The organism is Chitinophaga sp. YR627 (assembly GCF_900114995.1).
Classification (GTDB): Bacteria; Bacteroidota; Bacteroidia; order Chitinophagales; family Chitinophagaceae; genus Chitinophaga.
Genome location: NZ_FOUX01000001.1, coordinates 2,290,560 through 2,315,987, shown reverse-complemented (window position 1 = coordinate 2,315,987; position 25,428 = coordinate 2,290,560). Strand labels below are relative to the sequence as shown.

The 25,428-nt window shown below is 46.5% G+C and carries 18 protein-coding genes; 14 read left to right on the top strand and 4 right to left on the bottom strand.

What is annotated here, in order from left to right; translation table 11 throughout:
* The first annotated feature begins 7 nt into the window (after positions 1-7).
* Both BMZ72_RS08615 and BMZ72_RS08610 read left to right on the top strand, forming a co-directional pair.
* Entirely contained in the window at positions 8-1,540 is a 1,533-nt protein-coding gene (locus BMZ72_RS08615) for a RagB/SusD family nutrient uptake outer membrane protein (protein ID WP_089807106.1), read from the top strand.
* Between the two features lie 75 nt (positions 1,541-1,615).
* A complete protein-coding gene (locus BMZ72_RS08610; RefSeq protein ID WP_177222727.1) occupies positions 1,616-3,340 on the top strand; it encodes a CocE/NonD family hydrolase in 1,725 nt (574 codons plus the stop codon).
* 93 nt (positions 3,341-3,433) lie between these two features.
* On the opposite strand, the gene BMZ72_RS08605 is transcribed toward BMZ72_RS08610, so the two are convergent.
* Positions 3,434-3,565, bottom strand: a complete 132-nt coding sequence (locus tag BMZ72_RS08605; RefSeq protein WP_012791271.1) for a hypothetical protein — start codon at positions 3,563-3,565, stop codon at positions 3,434-3,436.
* 141 nt (positions 3,566-3,706) lie between these two features.
* Here BMZ72_RS08605 and BMZ72_RS08600 point away from each other — a divergent pair, with 141 nt between their 5' ends.
* The 4 genes from BMZ72_RS08600 (at position 3,707) to BMZ72_RS08585 (ending at position 9,762) form a co-directional block, all read left to right on the top strand.
* A complete protein-coding gene (locus tag BMZ72_RS08600) occupies positions 3,707-4,309 on the top strand; it encodes an LURP-one-related family protein (protein WP_089807313.1) in 603 nt (200 codons plus the stop codon).
* A gap of 155 nt (positions 4,310-4,464) precedes the next feature.
* Positions 4,465-5,061, top strand: a complete 597-nt coding sequence (locus BMZ72_RS08595; RefSeq protein ID WP_089807102.1) for a chemotaxis protein CheB — start codon at positions 4,465-4,467, stop codon at positions 5,059-5,061.
* Positions 5,062-5,146: 85 nt separating this feature from the next.
* Positions 5,147-9,058 (top strand): CheR family methyltransferase, encoded by a 3,912-nt coding sequence (locus BMZ72_RS08590; protein WP_089807101.1) that lies wholly within the window; start codon positions 5,147-5,149, stop codon positions 9,056-9,058.
* A gap of 275 nt (positions 9,059-9,333) precedes the next feature.
* Complete coding sequence (locus BMZ72_RS08585; RefSeq protein WP_177222726.1) at positions 9,334-9,762, top strand: carbohydrate-binding protein; 429 nt, start codon at positions 9,334-9,336, stop codon at positions 9,760-9,762.
* Positions 9,763-9,929: 167 nt separating this feature from the next.
* Here the strand turns inward: BMZ72_RS08585 and BMZ72_RS08580 are convergent, their stop codons facing one another.
* The gene (locus BMZ72_RS08580) at positions 9,930-10,496 is read right to left on the bottom strand and encodes a hypothetical protein (protein ID WP_089807098.1); all 567 of its coding nucleotides are present in this window, start codon (positions 10,494-10,496) and stop codon (positions 9,930-9,932) included.
* A 428-nt stretch (positions 10,497-10,924) separates the two neighbouring features.
* Here BMZ72_RS08580 and BMZ72_RS08575 point away from each other — a divergent pair, with 428 nt between their 5' ends.
* Positions 10,925-14,185 (top strand): SusC/RagA family TonB-linked outer membrane protein, encoded by a 3,261-nt coding sequence (locus tag BMZ72_RS08575; RefSeq protein ID WP_089807096.1) that lies wholly within the window; start codon positions 10,925-10,927, stop codon positions 14,183-14,185.
* 12 nt (positions 14,186-14,197) lie between these two features.
* A complete protein-coding gene (locus BMZ72_RS08570; protein ID WP_089807094.1) occupies positions 14,198-16,045 on the top strand; it encodes a RagB/SusD family nutrient uptake outer membrane protein in 1,848 nt (615 codons plus the stop codon).
* Positions 16,046-16,104: 59 nt separating this feature from the next.
* Here BMZ72_RS08570 and BMZ72_RS08565 read toward each other — a convergent pair whose 3' ends face one another.
* Together BMZ72_RS08565 and BMZ72_RS08560 are read right to left on the bottom strand one after the other, a co-directional pair.
* Positions 16,105-17,250, bottom strand: a complete 1,146-nt coding sequence (locus BMZ72_RS08565) for an oxidoreductase (protein ID WP_089807092.1) — start codon at positions 17,248-17,250, stop codon at positions 16,105-16,107.
* Between the two features lie 84 nt (positions 17,251-17,334).
* The gene (locus tag BMZ72_RS08560) at positions 17,335-17,937 is read right to left on the bottom strand and encodes a Crp/Fnr family transcriptional regulator (protein WP_089807090.1); all 603 of its coding nucleotides are present in this window, start codon (positions 17,935-17,937) and stop codon (positions 17,335-17,337) included.
* A gap of 178 nt (positions 17,938-18,115) precedes the next feature.
* Between BMZ72_RS08560 and BMZ72_RS08555 the strand changes: the two genes are divergently transcribed.
* The 6 genes from BMZ72_RS08555 (at position 18,116) to BMZ72_RS08525 (ending at position 25,379) form a co-directional block, all read left to right on the top strand.
* Complete coding sequence (locus tag BMZ72_RS08555; RefSeq protein ID WP_255373142.1) at positions 18,116-19,414, top strand: PQQ-dependent sugar dehydrogenase; 1,299 nt, start codon at positions 18,116-18,118, stop codon at positions 19,412-19,414.
* Position 19,415: 1 nt separating this feature from the next.
* On the top strand, positions 19,416-19,859 hold the full coding sequence (locus BMZ72_RS08550) for a c-type cytochrome (RefSeq protein WP_089807087.1): 444 nt from the start codon (positions 19,416-19,418) through the stop codon (positions 19,857-19,859).
* A 119-nt stretch (positions 19,860-19,978) separates the two neighbouring features.
* Positions 19,979-20,914, top strand: a complete 936-nt coding sequence (locus BMZ72_RS08545) for a bifunctional helix-turn-helix transcriptional regulator/GNAT family N-acetyltransferase (protein WP_089807085.1) — start codon at positions 19,979-19,981, stop codon at positions 20,912-20,914.
* 540 nt (positions 20,915-21,454) lie between these two features.
* Positions 21,455-23,296, top strand: a complete 1,842-nt coding sequence (locus BMZ72_RS08535; protein WP_089807080.1) for a glycoside hydrolase family 76 protein — start codon at positions 21,455-21,457, stop codon at positions 23,294-23,296.
* Between the two features lie 227 nt (positions 23,297-23,523).
* The gene (locus BMZ72_RS08530; protein ID WP_089807079.1) at positions 23,524-24,666 is read left to right on the top strand and encodes a CapA family protein; all 1,143 of its coding nucleotides are present in this window, start codon (positions 23,524-23,526) and stop codon (positions 24,664-24,666) included.
* A 14-nt stretch (positions 24,667-24,680) separates the two neighbouring features.
* A complete protein-coding gene (locus tag BMZ72_RS08525; protein ID WP_143087644.1) occupies positions 24,681-25,379 on the top strand; it encodes a C40 family peptidase in 699 nt (232 codons plus the stop codon).
* Positions 25,380-25,428: the final 49 nt, after the last annotated feature.

Below are 25,428 nucleotides of genomic sequence, written 5' to 3'. Positions count from 1 at the left end.
TTGAAAAATGAAGAATAGATTCGCAATAATACTGGGTTTTGCTACTGTGCTGGCAACATCCTCCTGTAATAAAGATTTCCTGAATCAGATCGATCCTAATAATCAGCCGGTATCAGAATACTTCCAGACTGAAAACGATGTACAGCTGGCAGTAAATGGTATATATCAGTCACTGAGAAGCAGCAATGCGATCGGTGAAAGCAGCGGACTTTTTAATGAAGAACGCTCTGACAATACCGGCCGTAATGATAGCCAGTCCAATGCCGGTGAGCCTTTTCAGTTCGGAGATTTTTCCCTGCTGTCAAGCAATACCTACCTCAAGTCACATTGGGTAGATATGTATAAGTGTATTTCCCGGGCAAACCTGGTACTGACCAATATCGATAAGGTAGCCTTCGTAAACGAGAACACTAAAAAAGGGTTCACTGCTGAAGCAAAATTCCTCCGTGCACTGATCTATTTCCATATGGTGCGCAAATGGGGTGATGTTCCTCTGGTAACAAAACAGCTGACTACCCTGGAAGAAGTAGATGGTGCTACCTTCCGTGCGAAAGATACCGCTGTATACAGCCAGATCGTAAATGACCTGCTGGATGTGGTGAACAGTCCGCTGCCTGATTTCCAGACTGGTGCAAACGTGGGCCGTGTGTCTAAAGCTGCCGGTAACGGATTACTGGGACAGGTTTATCTGACAATGGCCCTGACTATTGACAATGGTAAGAAAACTGAAAATCTGACGAAAGCAAAACAGTACCTGGATGCCTGTTACAATATGCGTAAGTTCGGTCAGCTGAAAGACATCCCTTATTCCGATGTATTCAGCGTTGATAAGAAATCATCCTGCCCTGAGCTGATCTTCCAGATCGTATACAAACAGGGTGACGCAACTTACTCTTCCAGCATCGCTGCCAACAACCAGGCGAAAGGTGAAACCGTAAACTCTCAGAAGGTAGCTACCGGTGTAGGTGGTAACGTAACCGGTGACCTGGTGAATGAGTATGAAGCAAACGATCTCCGTAAAGATTTCTCTATCAAATATGCAAATGCAGACATCGTTAAGGACTGGTTCATTACCAAATTCCGTGACGCCAGCGACGCTGCCGGTAAAAACGGTTATGGTGGTAATGATTGCATCCTGATGCGCTATGCAGATATTATCCTGATGCTGGCAGAAGTGAACATGTATCTGGGCGACAACGCTACCGCTATTCAATACCTGGATATGGTGCGTGCAAGAGCCGGTATGCCTGATTACGCTACTTCTATGCAGAATAACGCGTATAGCAGCAAGTTCTCTTCGCTGAAACTCGCGATCCTGCACGAGCGCCGCATTGAACTGGCTTTCGAAAATCACCGCTGGTACGACCTGTTGCGTACGTTCACAACAGACGAGCTGGTGACTTATTTCCATGCGAAAGACCAGACTTACTTCGGTATTGCCAAGGTGGCAAACTTCTCTAAGAAGGACCGTTATTATCCGATCCCGTTCGATGAATATAAGCTGAATCCCCAAAAGATGTATCAGAATCCGGGATATTAAGAGCAGTAAAAAGGAGAAGTGTAATGCTTCTCCTTTTTTTATTATATTGGGTTGCCCTTCACCCAAATGAATGCCATGCGACTGAAACCTGCACTGCTGATTGTAACCTGTTTCCTGCTATATAGCGGCCTGCTCTCCGCACAACAAAAGCGGTATGTGATAGATAGTACACTGGAAATACCGTTGAAAGACGGGACCGTGCTGAGTTGTATGTTATTGTACCAGGAAGGGGCTAAATTACCTTTGCCTGTCGTCCTGAGGGCTAACTGTTATCCCTCCAGATATGATACCCTGCGGGCCCAGTATGTGGCAGATAGCGGTTATGCGGGCGTCTTTGTCTACAACCGGGGAAAGTCCCGCTCCGGCGGTAGCTTTTATCCCATGGAAAATGATGCAGCAGATAACTATGCAGCGATCGACTGGATCAGTAAACAATCCTGGTGTAACGGAAAAATAGCCATGTATGGTGGTTCCTATCTGGGCTTTGCACAATGGGCAACCGTTAAAAATATTCACCCGGCCCTTAAAACGATCGTTCCGCAGGTAGCGGTAGGCCCCGGTATCGATTATCCCAATCCCGGCGGTATCTTCCTCACTTATATGCTGCAATGGCTGAAATACGTCCGTAATAACCATTACCTCGATGATTCGACTTTCCTTGATGAGAAGAAATGGACACAGCTGAACACTGATTACCTTTTACGGGGCATGCCATTCAGTGCATTGGATCATCTGGAAGGCAGTGGTATGGATACTATTTTCCAGCGCTGGATCCAGCATCCGGGTTATGATGAATACTGGCAGCAAATGACACCCACACAGGAAGAATTCTCCCGCATCAATATCCCGATTCTTACTACGACCGGTTATTTTGATGATGACCAGCGAGGGGCTATCTATTACTATAACATGCATAATAAATACGGTCCCGCGGCTGGTGTGAAAGAACATTATCTGTTTATCGGACCTTTTGATCATGCCGGTGGACAGGGAGGCAGACGCAGAAATCCGATACCACCCTATGCTATCGATACAGTGGCGATGGTCGATCAGAAACAGCTGGTGCTGGACTGGTTCAATTATACGCTGAAGGATGGTCCTAAACCGGCTTTTTTACAGGACAGGATCTCCGTATTTGCCATGGGAGAGAATAAATGGCACTATTTCCCCTCGCTTGAGAAAATGAACAGGGATACGATGACCTACTATCTGCCCGCCAGACAGGAAGAGGCGATGAGCACGCGGAAAAGAGGAGGAAAGAAGCCGCTGGTGTTGTCTTTTGACGCTGCGGATACAGTGGACGATACCCTGACCATTTATGATGGTAGCAGCTCCCTCGTATCAGAAGCGGTCTTTAAAAAGAAATACCTGCTGACACTCAGTACACCGCCACTGGATCATGATATGATACTGAACGGAAGTATTACGGCCGACCTCTGGATGTCGTCAGGTACCCCTGATGCAGACCTGATGTTTAGCTGGTGGGAAGTGGATAGTGAAGGGAAGCGCTGGCCGCTGGCACATACCGCACAACGGCTGTCATTAAGTATAGATAAGACGAAACCGGTATACTGGAAGCAAAATGAAACCTATCATATCAGTCTGCAAAACCCGGCCTGGATGTGTAAGCAGATAAAAAAGGGAAGCCGTATCGTAATGACGATCAGTCCGGCCGCCAATATTTACTGGCAAAAGAACTATGGTGCCGCAAAGGATGTCAGTCAGCAGACCTTACTGGACGCGCTGATGCATGAAATACATTTCTATCCGGAATCGCATATAAGCATTCCCGTGATGTGAGAAGAAATTAAGAATTAAACAATTAAGAATTAAGAATTACCGCGAAGATCTCCGCTGCATTCAAATTCTTAATTGTTAATTCTTAATTGTTAATTATTTTATCAGAAAATATCCTACCGCCAGCCATAACAGGCCTTTGACCAGAAAGAAGATAAATCCCCAGAAGCCTATACGTTTGATCCACTTGATAAAGTCGCTTCTGTCAGGGGCCGGGCGTTTTTCCATAGTTCAATACAGCTTACTGCAATTTAAGGATTGTAACGTTTGTATAAAAATCAGGATACAGCTTGAATAGTTAAATCAGCTGATATTCATCCTTTTTTGTATATATTTGCGGCATTCTATAACCAGAACTTGATAAACCTCATGGGACAAACGAAATTACCCGAATTCTTTCAGTATGATGATTTCTTTATTGATGAAAAAGTTGGTCTGCTGAAATTTGCAAATGCTTATAAAGTATTTAACCAGGATGGACAGCAGATCGGAAATATCCGCCAGGAAGTACCCCTGCTCCACAAATTCCTCCGTCTTTTTCTGAATAAAGCCATGTTTCCCTTTACATTGAATATTGCCGATGCCAATGAACAGGTAGTGGCCTCTATACATCGTGGATGGACTTTCTGGATGTCTAAGATCGAGATCCGTGATATGAATGGCGTACCTGTTGGTGGTATCAAACAGAAATTCAAATTCATGAAGCCCCTGTTTCATATCCTGGATGCTAACGGAGAAGTGCTGGCAGAGATCAAAGGTGACTGGAAAGCCTGGAACTTTAAGATCGTAGACAAAAATGAAAAGGAACTGGGTGCGATCACCAAGAAATGGGCAGGTGCATTTAAGGAAGTATTCACTACTGCGGATAAATACCGTGTGACCATCGCCGAAGAGTGTCCGGAAGATGTCAATAAAATGGCTATCGTAGCGGGTGCTATCACCATTGATATGGTATTGAAAGAGTCCAAATAACAAAAGATATGAGTGAAAGGGATGGCACATACACATGTGTCATCCCTTTTTTATTTACCGAAGCACCCCATATCCGGGGCTTATTCCTCATGGCCTGATATTTGACGAGGTTGCTTTTTAGAGACCATGTTATTGTCCCTTAAAACGCACAACATATGGAAATCATCAGGCAACAACCACATTTTTGCATCGGAATAGGATGTTCGGCGGGAGGTTTAGAATCAGTATGTGACTTTTTTCAACAGGTCGTGGAAAAAACAGGGGCTGCCTTTGTCGTCGTACCTCATCTGACCAGGGAATATCCCAGCCGGTTTAGTAAGATCTTACGCAGGTTTACTGATATGCCGGTACATCGGGTTGAACAGGATACCAGACTTGAGCCTGATCATGTGTATGTATTGACGGAAGATAAGATGATGATCACAGAAGATGGTTTCCTGAAGGTCAGAAGGCGTTATCATAGGGAAATTATCAATAAATCAATCGACATATTCTTTAAATCCATGGCCAGGTCGTTTCAGGAAAATGCAATCGGTGTGATCCTGTCAGGTATGGGAACGGATGGGATAGAAGGAATTAAGACGATAGAGGATCACCACGGACTGGTCGTCGTACAGGATCCGGACACCACAGAATTCAACGTACTGCCACAGACGGCGATCAATAAAGATGATCCGCACGCGATATTGCCCCCGGCAGATATCGCCCGCTTTCTGCTCCGGCATCTGAGTGCATATAATAGTTTGACCTGAGTTGATTTAATTTTTATATATTATCTTTAGCAGTCCTAATAGTATGGGAACATAAAAAAAACCAGAACAAACTAAAGCTGTTTGTATGCCAGATACACATTCTGAAGGGGAGTTGAACAGAAGGCGATCTGGTTCGGTACCCAATGCTGCCTTAAAAAGCATATTAGCGATCCTTTCCGAATTTTCCGGGGTAGATTTTCTGCAATACAAGATATCCACCATCACCCGGAGGCTTCAGCGAAGAATGTCGCTTGTGAATATTCAGCGATTTGAGGAATATCTTACGTTTATAAAGGATAATGAGAACGAGCAGAACATAGTCTACGCAGACCTGCTGATCCACGTGTCATCATTTTTCAGGGACGAGGGGAGTTTCGAGTACCTGCTCAGGTTTATACTTCCCCAGGTAGTCAGGTTGTCCCGTGAAAAAGAAGAACAGGTGCGTATATGGGTCGCCGGTTGCGCGACCGGTGAAGAAGCCTACTCCATTGCCATGTGCCTCTATGAACTGATGGGGGATGAGCATTTTGCCAGCAACGTAAAGATTTTCGCTACAGACCTTTCGGAAACAGTGATCGCCACTGCCCGTAAGGCCTTTTATACCTCATCCCAGGTCGCCGGTGTATCTCCCGAGCGCCTGGAGCGTTTTTTTGTGGAAGTGGAACAGGGATATGAGATATCAGCCATCATCAGGGACGCCTGTGTATTTGCCTGCCATAATATGCTGACAGATCCGCCATTTGCGAAGCTGAACCTTATCAGTTGCCGTAACGTGCTCATTTATATGCAGCCGGTACTGCAAAAGAAAATGCTGAGCATCTTCAACTATGCCCTTAAAGACCGCGGGTTTCTCTGGCTCGGCAAGTCAGAAACAAACCGGTCCCCGGACCTCTTTGAGATGCCTTCCAAGAAAACGAAGATCTATCTTAAAAAGAATGTAGATAAATGGACGCTGAGAAGTGCGTTCCCGACTAATAAAAAAATAAAGCATATGACACCAAGCTTTGATCAGGAGAGGGATGAAAATGTAGATGCTCAGAAAGCGGCCGACAGTATTATACTTTCTATGTATGCACCGTCGGCAGTCCTGCTTAATGAAAAACTGGATATCGTAGAGTTCAGAGGTGTCACCATGCAGTTTTTTGAGCATGGTCCCGGTAAAGCCAGTCTCAATATCCTGAAGCTGGCACACAGAGACCTCACACACAGCCTGCGTAGTGCGCTCAGTCAGGCGCAGTCTACTAAAAGGAATGTCCGCAAGGAAGGTCTGACCATTACCACTGCCTCCGGTACGCTCAATGTTTCCTTTGAGATCGTACCGATCAGTAACCTGCATGAAAACTACTTCCTCGTTATCTTCAATAACCAGCAGAATGATCTTGCCGGTAGCGAAATGGCAGCCAAAAGGGTAGACATTACAGAGACAACAGATGAAAAGAACCTGCGCATCTTCCAGCTGGAAAGAGAAGTGCAGCGTTATAAAGAAGAACTGCGCGCCGTGGCAGAGGCCTATGAGGCGACCAACGAAGAACTGCAGTCCGCCAACGAAGAACTGAAAAGTCTGAATGAAGAACTGGAAGTATCGCAGGAGGAATTACAGGTGATCAATGATGAACTCAGCACCCGTAACAATGATCTCCTGGAGAGAAATAACCAGTTGAATAATGCACGCCTGTATGCCGAGTCTATCGTTAACACCGTACATGAATCCCTCCTGATCCTCGATACCAACATCCGGGTAGTCAGTGCCAACGCCTCCTTCTACCGCGCCTTTAAAATGGAGCGAAAGGAGACCGAAGGCAAACTGCTCTATGAACTGGGAAATAAACAATGGAATACATCGGACCTGCGGTCATTGATGGAAAATCTTATGACTTCCCGGACGCCTTTCGCTAACTACGAACTGACCTATAAATCCACCGGTAACGGCAGCCGTACCATTATGATGAACGGGCAGCTGATTACTTCCCAGGACCTGAAAGAAGAACTGATCCTCATTGCCATAGAAGATATTACAGAAGTAAGAGAGGCCAGGGAACGCATCGCCCGTAAACAGGAAGTCGTTCGGAATAATGAAGAACGCCTGCGGCTGGCACTGGAAGGAACACGTACCGGTACCTGGGACTTCAATCCGCTGTCCAAAGAGCTGCTGCTATCTGACAGAAGCCGGGAGCTTTTCGGTATTGCAGCGTTAACGCCGCTGGATTTTGACAACTTCCTTAAAGTGATCCATCCGGCAGATGCCGCCGCTGCACAGGCCCGTATCTACTCGGCATTGGCAGGAAAAGACAATGGACTGATCAATGTCGATTTCCGTATCAATATCTCTGATGATAAAGTCAACTGGATCTCCTGTAAGGCGCAGGTCTTCTTCGATGACCATAGCACCGCTGTACGCGTGCTGGGAGTAGTAACAGATATCACAGAAAATAAACAGTTTGAAAAACATCTGCAGGAGGTTAATGACCGCCTGAATTTTGCTTTACAGACCGGTCGTCTCGGTTCCTGGGAACTGGATCTTAGCTCTGGTGTGATCCATGGGAATGAGCAGTTTAAAAGTAACTACGGACTGGCCTCACAGGCAGGCTTTACGTATGAAAAGCTGCTGGCGATGATCCTGCCGGAAGATGTACGCCGTGCGGAAGAAGCCCTGCAACATGCACTCAACAACCGTATGCTGTATGTGGAAGAATACCGTATCCGCTGGACGGACAGCTCTGTACACTGGATCGCAGCCACTGGTCAGGGCGTGTATGAAGAGGATGGTTCTGTGAAGAAGATGATCGGTGTGACAATGGATATCACCGAAAGAAAACTGGCGCAGTTGCACCTGCAGCAAAGTGAGGCTTATTTCAGGATGATCGCAGATACCGCTCCGGCGATGATCTGGATCGCCGAAAAAGATGGTTCCTTCTCCTTCTTTAATAAAGCCTGGCAGAAATATACCGGCCGTTCCCTCGATCAGAATAAGGACAATGGCTGGTACGATATCATGCATCCGGAAGATATTGACAAGTGGAAGATCAACTTCAGCCGCTCCTCGCGTGACAGAAAGAACTTCTATTCAGAGTTCCGCCTGAAACGGCATGACGGTACCTATCACTGGCTGGCCTGTTCCGGTATTCCGCGCTTTAACTCGCAGGACGAGTTTGTTGGATTTATCGGCGCCTGCACAGATATCGATGATCAGAAGATGGTAGAAGATGCACTGGAAAGAAAAGTGCGGGAGAGGACCATTGCACTGGAAGACGCCAACGCTAATCTGTCCAAACGGAATCACGAACTGGAACAGTTTGTATTTATCACCTCGCACGATTTACAGGAACCACTCCGCAAGATCCGTCTCTTTGCAGATATGCTGGAGAGCGTAAAACCCGGTACGCCAACTAAAATAGATACTGCTCAGTACCTGAGAAAGGTAAAACAGTCTGCTATCAGAATGTCTGACCTGATCAGGGACCTGATCGCCTATTCCCGTCTGGAACTGGGAGAAAATGCCTTCCTGCCGGTGGATCTGAATCAGATCGTAGTCAATGTGATCGAAGACTTCGAATTGCTGATCCGCGATAAAAATGCAAAAATAGATATCACAGAACTGCCGGTGATCGACGCCGTACCTTTACAGATGAATCAGTTATTTTATAACCTGATCGGTAATGCACTGAAGTTCTCCATTCCGAATGAGGAGTGCCGTATTACGATCACAGCCAATAAAATATCAGATTCGGAACTGAATGACCTGCCCCTGCTGCCGAAAGGGCCAGGCTATTACAGGATCATTGTGGCGGACAATGGTATCGGCTTTAATCAGACCTATGCAGATAAGCTGTTTGTCATCTTCCAGCGACTGAATCAGAAGGAAAAATTCGAAGGAACCGGTATCGGTCTGGCCCTCTGCCGTAAGATCATGGATATTCATAATGGTGATATTCAGGCATTTGGTGTAGAACAACAGGGAGCAGCCTTCCACATTATCATTCCGGAAACACAACAATAACATTGCATGGCCGGCACAATAAAAAGCCGGTATCAGCGTAATATGAGTATAAAATGAATGGCTCTCCACGGGGAGCCATTTACTATTTCCAGTATTATACAAACAGCACCCGGTTAAACCGCTGGGAATCAATCCGTATTATTATTGGAATTTTTAATATAAATTTGCGTAATTTTTCGACCTAATTAGTATTTTGGACACTGGTCAGGTTGCCTAAAAGACACCTGACTGATTGAATCGCTATGAGGCCTATCCTATGTCTTTTTTTCTTAATCGTGCAATTGATTGTCCGGGGACAAACGGCGCCAACGCCACCGTCGGCTACACCACCACCTGCCGGAACAACCGTACCCGCTGCACCATTGAAGAAAGGCAATTTTGAAACAGAATTTAAGATGAAATCGGGCAGTTACCTGGGCTTTGGTCAGGTGAACCTCGGTATGGGTGAAATTGGCTTTAAAGTGGTCGTATTCTGCCAGAATAAGGAAAAGAAGAAGGGTACGCTGGAATTCCGTATAGACCGTCCAAAAGGGAAGAAAAGCAGGCGTATCGGTACCCTGCAGATACCTTATACAGGTGATACGACATATGCTCTGAAACTGGTCGGAAACCCGAAGTATTCAAATGGTATCCATGACCTCTATCTCGTGGCGAAAGGGAATCCATTCAGTATCACCTCTATTACATTCGTACAGGATTATTAAAGAATATCTTTCTCAATATCAGGCCGGGAGGAATACTTCCGGCCTTTTTTATGTTCAGTTATTGGTCAGATATCGCTTAGATAAGGGTCATCCTTCATTAATCCTTCGTTCATAGAACGAAGGATTAATGAAGGATGACCCTTATTCAACTAATATCAGAAAGGAGATCAGATACCAAAGGAAACATTACTGACTGCAGGTATCGCCTCACTGCGTGATATATTTTCCGGTAACATATAATCAGCTATAGACAATTGCGCCTGTAATTTTACCAGGAATGTCTGCACAGGTTGTTTGGTTATTTGCTGCAACTGATCACCTGTTGCCAGCACAAGATATTCACCCGCTATCCCTAATAGTGTAAGCGTACCGGTTGTATAGGTAATAGCCACTTTATGCGCCCGTTTGTCGCTGGTATCGGAGGCGATGAGCTCAAACTGGTGACCGGCAAACAGTACCGGCCTGTCCTGGTTGTCTGTTAGTCCGGGAATACGCTGTTGCAGTGACCGGATAAACAATCCTACGGAGAAACCTACCTTATAATGCAGGGATGCTGCCTTCGGATTAGCCATCCGTACCTCTTCCAGGGTCGTGAACTGCTGGTCCCGGTTGTAAGCCTGTACCTGTAACAGAAATTCATTATAACTCTCATTAAATACCTCTTTTTCGAAAGCTGTCTGCGCCGCAGCGTCGATAACCTGACGGTAGGAGAGTCTGATCAGTGCTTTTTCCATTGTTCCCGTTTTTAAGAAAAACTAATTTAGCGCAATCCCGGCTCCCGGCCGCCATAGGAGCGGAACTTAGCGGTAAAACGGGCGATTTTTGAGGTCAGTCTTACTGCTGAGTATATCTATTTTCACTATAGTACCACCGCAGTATGTTAAAAGAAATATAAAAGTTGATTATTTTTTCTATTTTAGGTGTGAAAATGACACGTTGAGAAATTTATCGTTATGAAAACTAGGCTGCACTCTATGTGATAAAACCTATGTAGTTGTATTGTGCTATTGACCCGCTACCTTGTATTCTTTAACATGCATAAACCGAACTTAATGATGACAACCACTAATAGCGTCTGAAACGAAGATGTTGCCGCATCTCTTTTTACAGCCAAAATCCAGCGATTTGTAATCAGCCTTTATTAACCACACAAATCAAACGTATGAAAAATGTAGACCTGTTGAAGGTCAGGCATCGTTATGCCTGGCAGTCAGCACTATTGCGCGTGAAATTTACCTTGCTGCTTTTTTTACCTGCCCTCTATCCGCTTGTAGCGGCGGCAGATGGTTATCACACCTTATTCTCTGTGCAACAGGATGTCACTTTAAAGGGAAAGATCGTTGATAAAAATAAAGAACCCGTAATTGGTGCTACTGTCAAGGTGGTAGGCACTTCCAAAGGAACAACCACGCTTCCGGACGGGACTTTTACTTTAAATGTCGCTAACGGCGCTCAAATCACCGTTTCTGCAATCGGTTTCCTGCCGCAAACACTCACCGTAAATGGCAATGGACCACTCACCATTACCCTCGATGCAGATACGAAAGGTCTCAGTGAAGTTGTCGTGGTAGGTTATGGTGCGCAGAAAAGGGAAGCTGTATCAGGTTCCATCGCTACCGTAAAAGGTGCTGACCTGGTGAAGTCTCCCGCTACCAACCTCTCTAACTCCATCGCTGGTCGTATGCCGGGTGTAACGGCTATGCAGAATAGTGGTGAACCTGGTGCAGATGGTTCTTCACTGCGTATCCGTGGGTCCAATACACTGGGTAATAACGATCCGCTCGTTGTTATCGATGGTGTGGCTGGTCGTACCGGTGGTCTGGAACGTCTGAATCCACAGGATATCGAAAGTATCTCTGTACTGAAAGATGCCTCTGCCGCCATCTATGGTGCGCGTGCGGCAAATGGTGTTATCCTGGTGACCACCAAACGTGGTAAAAGTGGTAAACCGCAGCTGAACTATTCCTTTAACCAGGGATGGTCGCAGCCAACACATATCCCTGAAATGTCAGACGCAGCTGAATATGCACAGGTGCGTGATGAACTGAGCCTCTACCGTGATGTTCCCGGCAAGGAATGGTCAGATGCCTGGTCCGTATACAGACAGGGTGGTTCCTATACTTCTCCAACTACCAATAAAAAATGGGATGTTGCTTTCGGTCCTTCTGAAATTGATAAGTTCCGCAACAGCACAGACCCATGGTTGTATCCTAATACAGACTGGTACAAGTCCACGTTTAAAACATGGGCGCCTCAGTCGAATCATAGCGTACAGGTCTCCGGCGGCAGCGAGAACATGCGCTATCTGACTTCCTTTGGTTATCAGTCACAGGATGCTTACTATAAAAAATCAGCAACTGGGTATGATCAGTATAGCCTGCGTGTCAATCTGGACGCCAGGATCAATAAATATGTCAACGTCAGCGTAGACATGTTAGGTCGTCAGGAAGAACGTAATTATCCTACCCGCAGCGCCAGCGATATCTTCCGTATGCTCATGCGTGGTAAACCGACAGAACCTGCTTTCTGGCCAAACGGTTTACCTGGTCCGGATATCGAATATGGTAACAACCCGGTGGTCATCACCACCGATCAGACGGGCTACGACAAAGACAAACGTTATTACGTACAGACAAATGCCCGCCTCGATGTACTTGTTCCCGGCGTAGAAGGCCTGAAGCTGAGCGGTAACGTGGCATTTGATAAATACCTCAAACGTACCAAGAGATGGATGACACCATGGTACCTCTATACATGGGATAAGAAAACGTACGAGCAGGACGGTACAACACCGCAGCTTGTCAGAAGTAAACGTGGTACGGATCAGGCAACACTCAATCAGGGTGATGAAGACCAGAGTAACGTACTGCTGCGTGGTTTATTGACCTACGACCGTACTTTTAACAAGAATCATACACTGAACTTCGTATTTGGTATTGAAAGAGAAACTGTACACTCTGATAATTTCAACGCACTCCGCAAATACTTCATTTCTCCATTGATCGACCAGATGTTTGCTGGTGGTGATGCGGAAAAAGACAATGGTGGCTCTGCCTGGGACCGTGCACGTCTGAACTATTTTGGTCGTGTGGCGTACAACTACAAAGAGAAATACCTCGCAGAGTTTGTATGGCGTAATGATGGTTCCTACATGTTCCCGTCTACTTCCCGTTTCGGATTCTTCCCGGGGCTGATGCTCGGCTGGCGCGTATCAGAAGAGAGCTTCTGGAAAGACAACGTGAAGTTCATGAACTATCTGAAACTGCGTGCATCCTGGGGTAAACTGGGTAATGACCAGGTATACTTCGATGATAACAACGATGGTACACTTACCTTACAGGAATACCAGTACTATTCTACCTATGGCTTCAGTAGCTACATCCTGGGTGGCAACGTCCTGAAATCCCTGTATGAAGCACGTATCCCGAATCCATATATCTCCTGGGAGGTGGCGAATAACTACAACGTAGGTCTGGATGGAGCTTTGCTCAATGGTAAGATCTACTTCGAACTGGACGCGTTTATGAATAAACGTTCCGGTATCCTGGTAAGAAGAAATGCCTCTGTTCCACAGACTACAGGTATGACCCTGCCAGCAGAGAATATCGGCAAGGTAGATAACAAGGGTTTTGAATTCCGCATAGGCTACAACAGCACTGTGGGTACTAAATTCCGCTATGATGTCAGCGTGAACGGTGGTTACTCCAAAAACAAGATTGTATTCTGGGATGAAGCACCTGGCGCACCGGTATGGCAACGTTCTACCGGTATGCCAATGAATACGGCGCTGTACTATGAGTATGACGGTGTATTCAAAGACTATGCAGAGATCGACAAGAACACGATTAATTATTCTGCACTCACCAACAATCTCCGTCCAGGTGATATGAAATTCAAAGATATCGATGGTAATGGTAAGATTGATGGGGATGATAAGGTGCGCTATAACAAGAGTTCTCAGCCGACCTTCACCGGCGGTCTGAATGTGAATCTGCAATACAGCAATTTCGACTTCGCCTTACTCGTACAGGGTGCTACCGGCGGTGCATTACATATCAATACAGAATCCGGTGAGATCGGGAACTTCACACAGGATTATTTCGATCATCGCTGGAGTCCGGACAATCCAAGCAGTGTTGATCCGCGTGTAAACGACCGTAACGACACCTATTGGGCTACCGGTAATACTTACTGGGTACGCAGCACCAACTACGTACGTCTGAAAAACCTGGAGATCGGCTACAGCATTCCGGAGTTCCTGAAGAAAAAAGCAGGGATCACTAATCTGAGGATTTACGCCAACTGTTTAAACCTGTTCACGATTGACAACCTGAAGATCCTCGATCCGGAGTCTGTGAACGGAAATGGCCAGTATTATCCGCAATCAAGGGTATTGAATGCCGGTTTCAATTTAACCTTTTAAATCATCTCCATCATGAAGCAGTTATTGAAGAAAATATATATCAGTATTGGTATTGCGGGCGCCTTTACCGTCGCTTCCTGTAATACTGATTTCCTGAATACAAAGCCACTGGGCGAAGCAACAAAAGATGATGTATGGCAGGACCCCGCACTGGCGGAAGCTTTTGTCAATGAAATATACAATGGACTCAGCAGCGGTGGTTTCCTGGAAACAATGTTATCCTCAGCCACAGATGAAACCATGTTCACGCATAACTATGGTATGAAGAATATGGGGGAAGCAACGATCAGTCCGACAGATGCTGAGTATGTCAATACCAGAGGTACTTTCCAGTGGGGCGAGATGTACAAACGTATCCGCGCCTGTAACGTATTCTTCCAGAACATCCAGAAAGTGCCCTTTGATAAAACAGCTACCGGAGAACGTTTGAAAGGAGAGGTCTATTTCCTGCGTGCTTATTATTATCATCAGCTGGTACGCGCCTATGGTGGTGTGCCACTGGTAGATGTGGTATATACACTGGATGATAAAGATTATACGATCGATCGCGCCAGTTTCTCCGATTGTGTGGAGCATATCGTGAAAGACTGTGATTCGGCCGTATTCTATCTGCACGCCAAAGAAGCGAGTATCATTAAAGGCCGTGCTACGGAAGGTGCAGCAATGGCTTTGAAGTCACGGATCCTAATCTATGCGGCAAGCGATCTGCACGATTTTCCTACAGCCAAAGCAAAATCAACCATTGTGGCAGCAGCCCAGAAACCGGAAGTACTGGCTTATACAAGCGGTAGCCGTACGGAACGCTGGCAACGTGCAAAGGCAGCTGCGAAAGCAGTGATGGACCTTGGTCGTTATTCACTGGCATTCCCTTCACCAGCTACACCTGAAGAAGCCAGTGCTAACTATCAGCAACTCTTCCTGGCGGATAATACGGAAAGCATCTTCTCCCGTTATTTCCTGAATACAAAATCAGAAGCCGGTGGACAGATCGGTCTTTACAATGGTCTGAATGGCTATCACAACTGGTCAGGTAATACACCTACGCAGTTGCTCATCGACGATTATGAAATGAGTGATGGCACACTTTTCAACTGGGGAGAAGCAAGCCACAAAGCCAATCCCTACCGTAACCGTGATCCCCGTTTTTATGCGAGTATCCTGTATGATGGGGCAAACTGGCGGCAGCGTCCTACAGACGTTGCGTCAAAGGATCCGGCTAACCAGACGCAGACTGGCGTGTATGAAGTATGGGAGCCTGAACAACAGCGTATCATTAATTCCCCCGGACTGGATACCCGTCAGGGACCTATTGAGAATTGGAACGGTAGCTTCACTGGTTACTACATGAAGAAGTTCATCGATCCGAATGTGGATGCGCAATACTTCCGTCAGGAAGTGCCTTATCCTGTATTCCGTTATACTGAGGTGCTGTTCAACTATGCAGAAGCCTGTATCGAACTGGGTGAAGACGGAGAAGCACGCGATTACCTGAACAGGATCAGAACCCGCGCAGGGATGCCTCCTTTTACAGAATCCGGTGCTGCACTGAAAGCACGTTTTCAGCGGGAAAAAGAAATCGAAATGGTGTTTGAAGAACAACGTTTCTTTGACGTACGTCGCTGGATGGTCGCACCTGCTACAGTAGGCCGTGCATTACGCGGCATCAACGTAGTGGGTAAGCTGAAACCAAATGTAAAAGTGACCTTATATCAGCGTAATGAAACTAATTATGATTACAGCTATACAGCGGTGACCCTGGTAAATGAAAACAGGATCTGGCTGGATAAGATGTATTTCATGCCGCTGCAAAGAGATGAGATGAACAGGAATAATAAGCTGGTACAGAATCCAGGCTACTAGTTGTTACTGGTCAATATAATGATGGCAGGAAGTAATTTAATATTACTTCCTGCTTTTTTTTAGATAGCTGCTGCTGTTTTCACTGCCAGCTGACGTGCTGCGTGCGAAAGCGTCAGACTATCCCTGATCAGGGTTTTAGAGAAGGGGATCAGTGCTTCCCCTCTGGCTATTTTATTGGGCAGATCAGGATTACTGATAGCTGCCTTACCAATAGACACCATATCTGCCTGCGGGGCATTGAGCAGTTCTGTTGCCAGCGTCATATCATGCATACCGCCATTTACGATGACGGGACGGCCCGTTATTTTTCTGGCAATGCCATTGGATGATCGTCCGTCGCTATACAAAGACTCTCTTCCCCAGTTACCACCTTCCGCAGCGATATGTATATAATCTGCTTCCAGTTCTTTTAAGACCTTGAATATCGCTGTAGCGGCGGCTGCGCCTTCCGGCCATCTGTAAGGCAGATCATTCACTTTACTTTCAGAGAGCCGCATGCCTACAATGAAATCAGCCGGTACAACTGCTTTGATCTCCCGGTATACTTCCATGAGAAAACGTAATCTGTTACGATAATTACCCCCGTAATCATCTTCTCTCACGTTGGTATGAGGCGTGATGAACTGATCAAGCAGATAGCCGTTGGCGGCATGTATCTCTACGCCATCAAATCCGGCAGCTACGGCTCTGAGTGCGGTTGCTACGAAACCCGCTTTGGCGGTGGTCAGTGTGTCTGTCGTCATAGCAACAGGCAGTGGGAATGGGCCTTTAAGACCATTGGCTTCTGTATTTCTGACACCAACGGGTAGTACGGCGGAAGGAGCGATGGTGTTGTCAGTATGTTGTACGAGGGCGCCGCCGTGCATGAGTTGCAGGATGATGAGGGCGGTGTTACCAGCCGCATCCTGTCCTTCTTCATGTACTTTGTCTACGACAGCTTTCCATCCTGCCAGTTGTTCTTCATTGACGAGTCCGGGCTGATGAGCATCTGTCTGACTGAATAACGTATCTGTATAGGTACCTTCGGTGATGATCACACCAAAACCACCGGCTGCAAATGCGGCATAGTAGGCGGCCATTTCATCGGTAGGCACACCTGTGGCGGTAGCACTTCTTCTGGTCATAGGCGCGAGGGCAAACCTGTTTCTGCTGTTTCTTTTTCCCAGTGCTAAGGGCTGAAATAATATCTGTTGGTGCTTGGTCATAAACCTTTGTTTTTAGGATACAAAGGTCTGACAGGAGGGGCCAGCCGGACGTATAACTAATTTAATTTCGGTGCTTATAATAGTTTAACGTTTATAGTTTTTCCTGATCTGGCTGAGGAAGACAGGGGTGATACCCAGGAAGGAGGCTATGAATTTCTGGGGAAGTCTTTGTTCCAGATTCGGGTATTTGGTGATCAGGGCTTCATAACGTTCTGCGCCGCTCATAGAGATATTATTCAGGATCCGCTGATCCTGCGAGATCAGGGCCTGCTGATTCAGTATCCGCCAGAACCGTTCAAATGCCGGTACATCATCAAACAATTGGTCCAGCCCTGTTTTATCTATCTGTAAGATCGCACAAGGCTCCAGTGCCACGATATTGATACGGGAGGCTTGCTGCGATATAAAGCTGGTAGAGTTGGAGATCCACCAGTCCTCCATAGCAAAGTGCAGGGTATGATCAACTCCTGCCTCGTCGGTATAGAAAGAGCGAAGGAAGCCGGAGCAGACATAGTTCTCATACCGGCATACTTCTCCCTGTTGCAGGAGGTATTGTCGGGGGAGTAGTCTGCGGAAGTGCAGTAAACCCACAAAACGTTCCTGTTCTGCTGAAGTAAGCCGGATACGCTGTTGTACATGGTCGATGATCTGTTGGTGGAAGTCCGTTAATCCTGGCGTCGCCCGCATAAGCGCTGGTTTCGGACAAATATAGCCGATTCCGCTCAACAGGCCGGACGGTTCAACAGATATCCCGAAAAATAGTAGGCTATGGATCTGCCTTTCCTGCTGTTTCCGGAAGTTTTCCCTTTTAGTTTTCGTAATTTTCCCCCGGCTTTATTCTTAATTAATTCAATACCATATGCCGATGCAAACAACAAGCAAGGTATTACTGATGTCTGTCATTGCGATGACGACTATCACTTCCTCCGTATTCGCAGGCGGTCCTGATAAGCCAGGCGCCTCCGTCGTTAAACCTGATGCAGACAATGCAGGGCTGAAACTGCCTGCAGGCTTTGGTGCACTCAAAGTTGCCGAAGGCCTGGGCCGTACCCGCCACATTGCTGTAACGAATAACGGCAGTATCTATGTTAAACTGGACAGGGCAAAGAACAACAACGGCATCCTGTTCCTGCAGGACACCAATGGTGACGGCAAGGTCGATAAACAGTCCGGTTTCGGTAATTATGGCGGAACAGGTATCTATGTGAAAGGCGATTACCTGTACGCTACTTCCAACGAAAACATCTACCGCTATAAGCTGGACGCACAGCAGCAGGTGACTGATCCGGCGAATCCGGAAACAGTGGTAAGCGGACTGCTGGACCGTCGTCAGCATGAATCCAAATCGATCGTGCTGGATGATGCGGGCAACATTTATGTGAATGTCGGCGCTTATTCCAACTCCTGCCAGACCCAGGACAGAACACAGGGTTCGCTGGGTATGCAGCCTTGTCCGGTACTGGACTCCGCCGGTGGTATCTGGCAGTTCAAAGCAGATAAACTGAACCAGGCCTATGGCGATGGGGTACGTTATGCAACGGGTCTGAGAAACGTGGTAGGACTGGACTGGAACAAGAGCCAGAACCAGCTATTCGTTATGCAGCATGGCCGTGATCAGTTACATGACCTGTTCCCTTCCCTGTATACAGAAAAACAATCGGCCGACTTACCGGCAGAATGTATGTATGCGTTGAAACAGGGATCTGACTGTGGATGGCCTTACATCTACTACGATCCGTTCACCAACAGGAAAATGCTGGCTCCTGAATATGGTGGTGACGGTAAAAAGACAGGTGGTGAGACGGCGGAAAATCCGGTAGTCGCATTCCCGGCACATATGGCGCCTAACGGACTCCTGTTCTATACAGGCACGCAGTTCCCTGAGAAATACCGTAACGGTGCTTTCATCGCTTTCCATGGTTCCTGGAACCGTTCTCCGGAGAACCAGGCAGGCTATTATGTGGTATTTGTACCGTTTAAAGATGGTAAGCCATCCGGTAAATGGGAAGTATTCGCAGATGGATTTGCAGGACCTGGTCCGGTGAAATCACCTGGCGATGCGCAACATCGTCCCTGCGGACTGGCACAGGGTCCTGATGGTTCCCTGTATGTAACAGATGATGCTAAAGGAACAGTTTACAGGATCGTTTATAAGGCAAAATAGTATGGGTAAATGGATACTGGCAGTAATGCCATTGTTGATAGCGGGATTATGTGTGACCGCGCAGGTGAAGAAACCAGCCAAACCTACGGCAAAACCGGTAGCTGCATCCTCCGCTACGATCGCGAGAGGAAAGGCTTTATACCGGCAGTATTGTATCTCCTGTCATCAGGAGAATGGCAGCGGCGTACCACGTATGAATCCTCCGCTGATCAAAACGGAATATGTATTAGGCGATAAAACAAGGCTGATCGGCATACTACTGAACGGGTTCAACGAAGACGTAGAGATTAACGGTGATTACTACTCCAATCCGATGCCTTCACAGGCAGCCCTGAAGGATCAGGAGATCGCCGACATCCTTTCTTATGTCAGAAACAGCTTTGGTAACAAGGCAAGTACAGTTTCGGCAGCGGAAGTAACGACGGTACGGGAAGCCAAAAAGTAATATAACACAAAGAATCTGAATATCTTAACAGCGACATGCACCCAATGTGGGTAAATGTCGCTGTTTTTTAATTGCTTTTGTCAAACAGATTTCTAACATTTGCGAAAAATTTTAGGGACATGTCAGTGAATCCAGAAGTGGTGCGGGAGGTTAGTGAATTCAATAATTATTACAACAGCCTGGCGGAGTTATTAAACAGGCACTTAGCGGACAATAATCTTTCTTTATCAGCATTGCGTGTACTGATAAAGCTGAGGGAAGAGGAAGAGCAATGCACGGCGGGAAAACTGATTGCCAATCTGGGTATTGATGGCGGTTACCTGAGTCGTATCCTTAAATCCTTTGAATCAAATCAGCTGATTGCCAAACGTAAATCCAACCTGGATGGGCGTACCTGGTACCTGCAACTGACACCAAAAGGATCCAGATTGCTCGAAACACTGGAACAGGGTTCGGCAGAACAAATCGGAAAACTCCTGGAGCCGGTACCGGCAGAGCAGCAACAGGCATTGGCAGGCGCTATGAAAACAGTGCGTCATATCCTTTCTGATGACGCAAAGATCTCTCCGGAAGATATCACCTACAGACGTGACCTGCAACCGGGAGACGCTGGTTTTATCATGCACATGCACGGGTCGCTTTATGCGAAAGAAGCAGGGTATAACCTGGAATTCGAAACGCATACCTGTAAGACCTTCTATGAGTTCCTGGAAGCCTATAACTCTTCCAAGGACCAGGTATTCCTGGCGATGCATGGCAATCAGATCATCGGTTCGATCGCTGTACTGGGACATTCCCGCTACGCTACGCAGATGCGCTGGTTCCTGGTTCATCCGGACTACCGTGGTATCGGTATTGGTCAGCGTCTGCTGACAGAAGCGATCAATGCGGCCAAAGAGAAGTTATTCCAGAAGATCTATCTCATTACGACCAGTCAGCAGGTAGCTGCGACCTCACTGTTTAAAAAGAACGGTTTCCGTAAGTCAGGAGAGAAACACATGCCAATGTGGGGCTTACAGCTGACGGAAGAACGTTATGAGATCGACCTGATTTAAGCAAGCGACATTTATTGTTACCCCCCCTTGCTTTATTTAAAATAATTAGATATTTTTATTTCGCTGTAGTTCTATCCAGGGTAAAATGTAGTTATCATACATAAAACCCTTTTGAAATGAAGAATCCATTCATCCTTCATTATCTCTCTTCCATTTACAAGCATTTCGTAGATCACCGTTTTAATACGGTTTGCGTTGTTCTGTCTATTGCTGGTTATATTACCCGCCAGCATCCACATGCCCATTTTCGCGCAGCCCATCGATGGTAAGACAGCTGGTTTGAAGTTAGCCGGCATCATTTCTTTGCCTGCAAACTGACACGTCGGCATAAAGCTGACCGTCCTTATGCGCGTTGCCCATTAGGGATCTGTAAAACAGGGCCGGCATTCCTGGTCTCAACAAACCCATGTAAACCCGTATAAACCCATACAAATGGATACAACTCCGATCTCCGCTGCATTTCAATTCCTGATTCATAATTCCTAATTATTTAATGTTTTATTACTCACTAAATACTGATCCTTCAAAACCGTTCCAAACATGAGATCACTTCTACAAGTGGCCGTACTGCTGCTGTGCATGCAGTTCAGTTCATTCGGCCAGCTCGCTAATTTCAATTCCACGGCAGAGGCCCTGCAAACAAGTATGTACAACACATTTGGCACGCCCAACAACAACTACTGGTGGTGTGCCAATGGTGTACATGCCTTGCTGGACGGCTATACCCGTACCCGTTCCAGTACTTACACGACACGTATGAAAGCCCTTTTACTGAACACAAAGGCATCTAATGGCAACACTTACATCAACTATTTCTATGATGACATGGATTGGATGGGTATTGCTACACTACGCGCATGGGATGAAACCGGCGACGTGGATTATTACAACGTAGCCACTCAGCTGTGGACCGACATCAAGGGCGGTTTCAGCAATGGCGCGATCGACTGGAATAAAGGCTGTGTGGGTTGTAAGAATTCCTGTGCAAATGCACCTGCGATCATTCTCGGGGCAAGGATGTATCGGATCAACAATTCAGCTACCGATCTGCAGTTGATCAAGGACATTTTCACGTTCATGAAGAACAATCTGGTAGACCCGACTACCGGCGCTGTATGGGACAACATCAACCTCAGTACAGGCGTTACCAACAAAGACTGGATCTTCTCTTACAACGTAGGTACTTTCATCGGCGCAGGCTGGGAACTGTACAAGATTACAGGTGATACCTATTATCTGAATGAAGCAGTGAAAACAGCCGATTATGCCATGAATTCCAGACGTACAAATGGTATGTTCTTCGCCAACGAAACCGGTAATGGCGATGGTGGATTATTCAAAGGCATCTTCATTCGTTATCTTACAGAACTGGCCAGAGAAGGCAGCATTTCTGCTACTAAACGTGCGGCATATAATGAGGCGATCCGCTTCAATGCACAAACCCTTAAAACGAATGGTATCAATGCTTCTACAAATCTGGTAGGGGCTAACTGGTCACAGCAGCCTTCAGGTTCTACCGACTATGCGACACAGCTGAGCGGTGTAATGCTGATCGAGGCAGCCGCATTGCTGGATCAGTCTTTCTTCTTCAAAGATATCAACTATGGCGGTAGCTACTGGGGATTGAGCGTTGGTAGTTACAATACGGCTGCATTGGTAGCAAAGGGTATTGCCAACAATGATGTAACCTCATTTGCGATCCCGGCAGGTTATCAGGCTACGCTTTATAAGAATGATAACTTCACCGGCGGCAGTCTGGTGGTAACAGGCAACAGCGCCTGGATCGGTGGGCCCTGGAATGATAGCACATCATCCCTTATCATCAGCTATACAGCAGGGGCGTCTTTCTTTAAAGATTGTAATTATACCGGTGCGGTTGTGAGTCTGCCGGCAGGAGATTACACCCTTGCACAATTACAGGCGAATGGTATTCTGAATGATGATATCTCCTCCCTGCGTGTCAGCAGTGGTTACCAGGTGATCCTCTATGAGAACGATAACTTCGCCGGTACGTCTGTGACAGCTACTACGGACAACAGTTGTCTGGTAGCGCAGAACTTCAACGACAAGGCTACTTCTATCCGTATTACGGCTACAGGAGCAGCACCGGCAGCGGTGACTACAGCAAGGGTGAATACGATCGAAAAAAGCCTGCTGAAAGGCGTGACTTTATATCCTAACCCTGCGGGCAATACGTTGTACCTGAAATCAGGTGCGGACCTGCTGGGTGCAGACGTAACCGTAGTGGATATGTCAGGAAGGGTCGTTCTCCGCAATCGCCTGACAGCCAACAATCTGAACGTATCACGTTTAGGCAGCGGCGTATATTGGATCACGATCGTGAAAGATGGTAAAAAAAGTACAATTTCTTTCGTGAAATAACTGATTGTAACAGAATCCTCTATACTGTTAAAGGCCGGTCTTCCTGCGGGAAGGCCGGCCTTCGTGTTGCAAAATCCCACCGGATTCATGTATATTTGTGCGCATAATACCTCAAAGGGACGGTTCGTGAATGTCAGAGTGATGTTATGATTATCTTATTGTACCCCCGGAATGACGTTTAAACGCTATAATAGTCTGGATATCATTTTAATATATTAGTTTACTGTATGCTGAAAGTTGCCGCAAGGAGCATTCCTTTGTTTTCTTTTAACATTGTTTTTTTATTGTTTTTCTCCCATTCGCTCTCAGGCGTGAAGGGTGACAGATCTCCTGTATATGCTGAGATCAGATATGCGGATAGTCTGGCGCTGCGACAGGATACTACCTTTTATCCCGTAGTGGATACCCTGCCTGATACCATCAGTTTTTCCATTGTGGGCGATCTGATGGTGGGCTCATCTTATCCGGCGAAAGCCTTTTTACCAAAAGAAGAAGAAGGAAATATCCTGCAATATGCGATGCCTTTATTACAGGCGACCGATCTGCGTATCGGCAACCTGGAGAGTGCGGTATCTGACAGCGCAAAGGTGTTTAAGAATTGCGGGAACTCTACCCAGTGTTTCGCTTTCCGCACGCCTTACAAACAGGCAATGTGGTATAAGGAAGCAGGATTTGAGTACCTGAACCTGGCAAATAACCACTCTTATGACTTTGGCCAGAAAGGGGTAACGCATACCCTGGCTTTCCTGGATAGCGTTAATATCAAGACCAGCGGCGTACCAGACCGCGTATTTGATACCCTGACTGTGAGAAATACAAAGATCGGTTTTGTCTCGTTTGCCCCTCATACCGGGTGTCTGGACATGAATGACGACTCCCTGGTAAGGGCGACTATTGCCGAGGTGCGTCCCCTTTGTCAGTTGCTGGTTGTTTTCTTCCATGGTGGAGGCGAAGGCTCCGGCCGTACCCATACACCAAAGGGCAGGGAGTTCTTTTTGGGCCAAAACAGGGGAGATGTTAGACATTTCGCCCATATGTGTATCAATGAAGGAGCTGACCTCGTAATCGGCTCAGGTCCCCATGTAGTAAGGGCTATGGAGCGTTATAAAGGTAAATTAGTGGCTTATAGTTTAGGAAATTTTGCAACTTATCATCAATTCAATTTAAAATATCCCAATAATATTGCACCTTTGCTGCGGGTAAAAATCACCAGCGAGGGAAACCTTGTCGAGCATAAAGTGTTTTCTTTCCTGCAAGAGGGGGAAGGCATACCTAAACCGGATACAACATCGAAAGCATTCAAAATGATCCGAAATTTATCTGTTGAGGACTTTGGTTCTTCGGCAGTCGAAGAAGGGGTCTTTGACTAAAACATCATGTTACTGTGAAGAAGTTATTGCCGATAATCATATCTGTTGCCAGCATAACCACTGTTGGAGCACAAGTAAAGAAAAAGCCAGTTAAACACGCACCAGCGAAGAAGCATACAACTGCTTACCATAAGAAAGCGACTACCCATAAGTCGAAAGCTGTTGTCCATCATAAGGTGGTAGCACCACCACCGATGCCTGATAGTTTGTATTTCCCAAACTCAGATATCACCGTCAATACATACGATACCTCAGGCTTGCGTAACAACATCAAGCAACTGTTCGCCGTACTGGAGTCAGAACTGGGTAAACCATACATCCGTGGCGCTATCGGTCCTATGGCCTTTGATTGCAGCGGATTGATCAAGTTTGGTTTCTCCTTTATCGGTATGACCCTGCCACGTACAGCGGCTGAAATGAGCAACCTGGGTAACCTCATCACCGTATCAGACTTCACCCCGGGCGATCTGCTGTTCTTCACCGGACGTAGTACCAAATCCAAAGTAAAAAGAGTCGCACACGTAGGTTGTGTGTACAAAGTTGACAATGGAAAGGTCCTGATGATCCACTCCAGCAACCAGGGCGTGAACATTGTAGATATCACGAACAGTGAGTACTACAAGAAGCGTTTTATCGCTGCAAAGAGGGTGATTGAAGTAGATTCTACCAATACGGTTATTCCGATGAGGGAAGGGAATCTGACGGATTATTAATTCCCGCTTATTTTAATGTCGTTTTATTATGACCATTCATAGTGGTCAT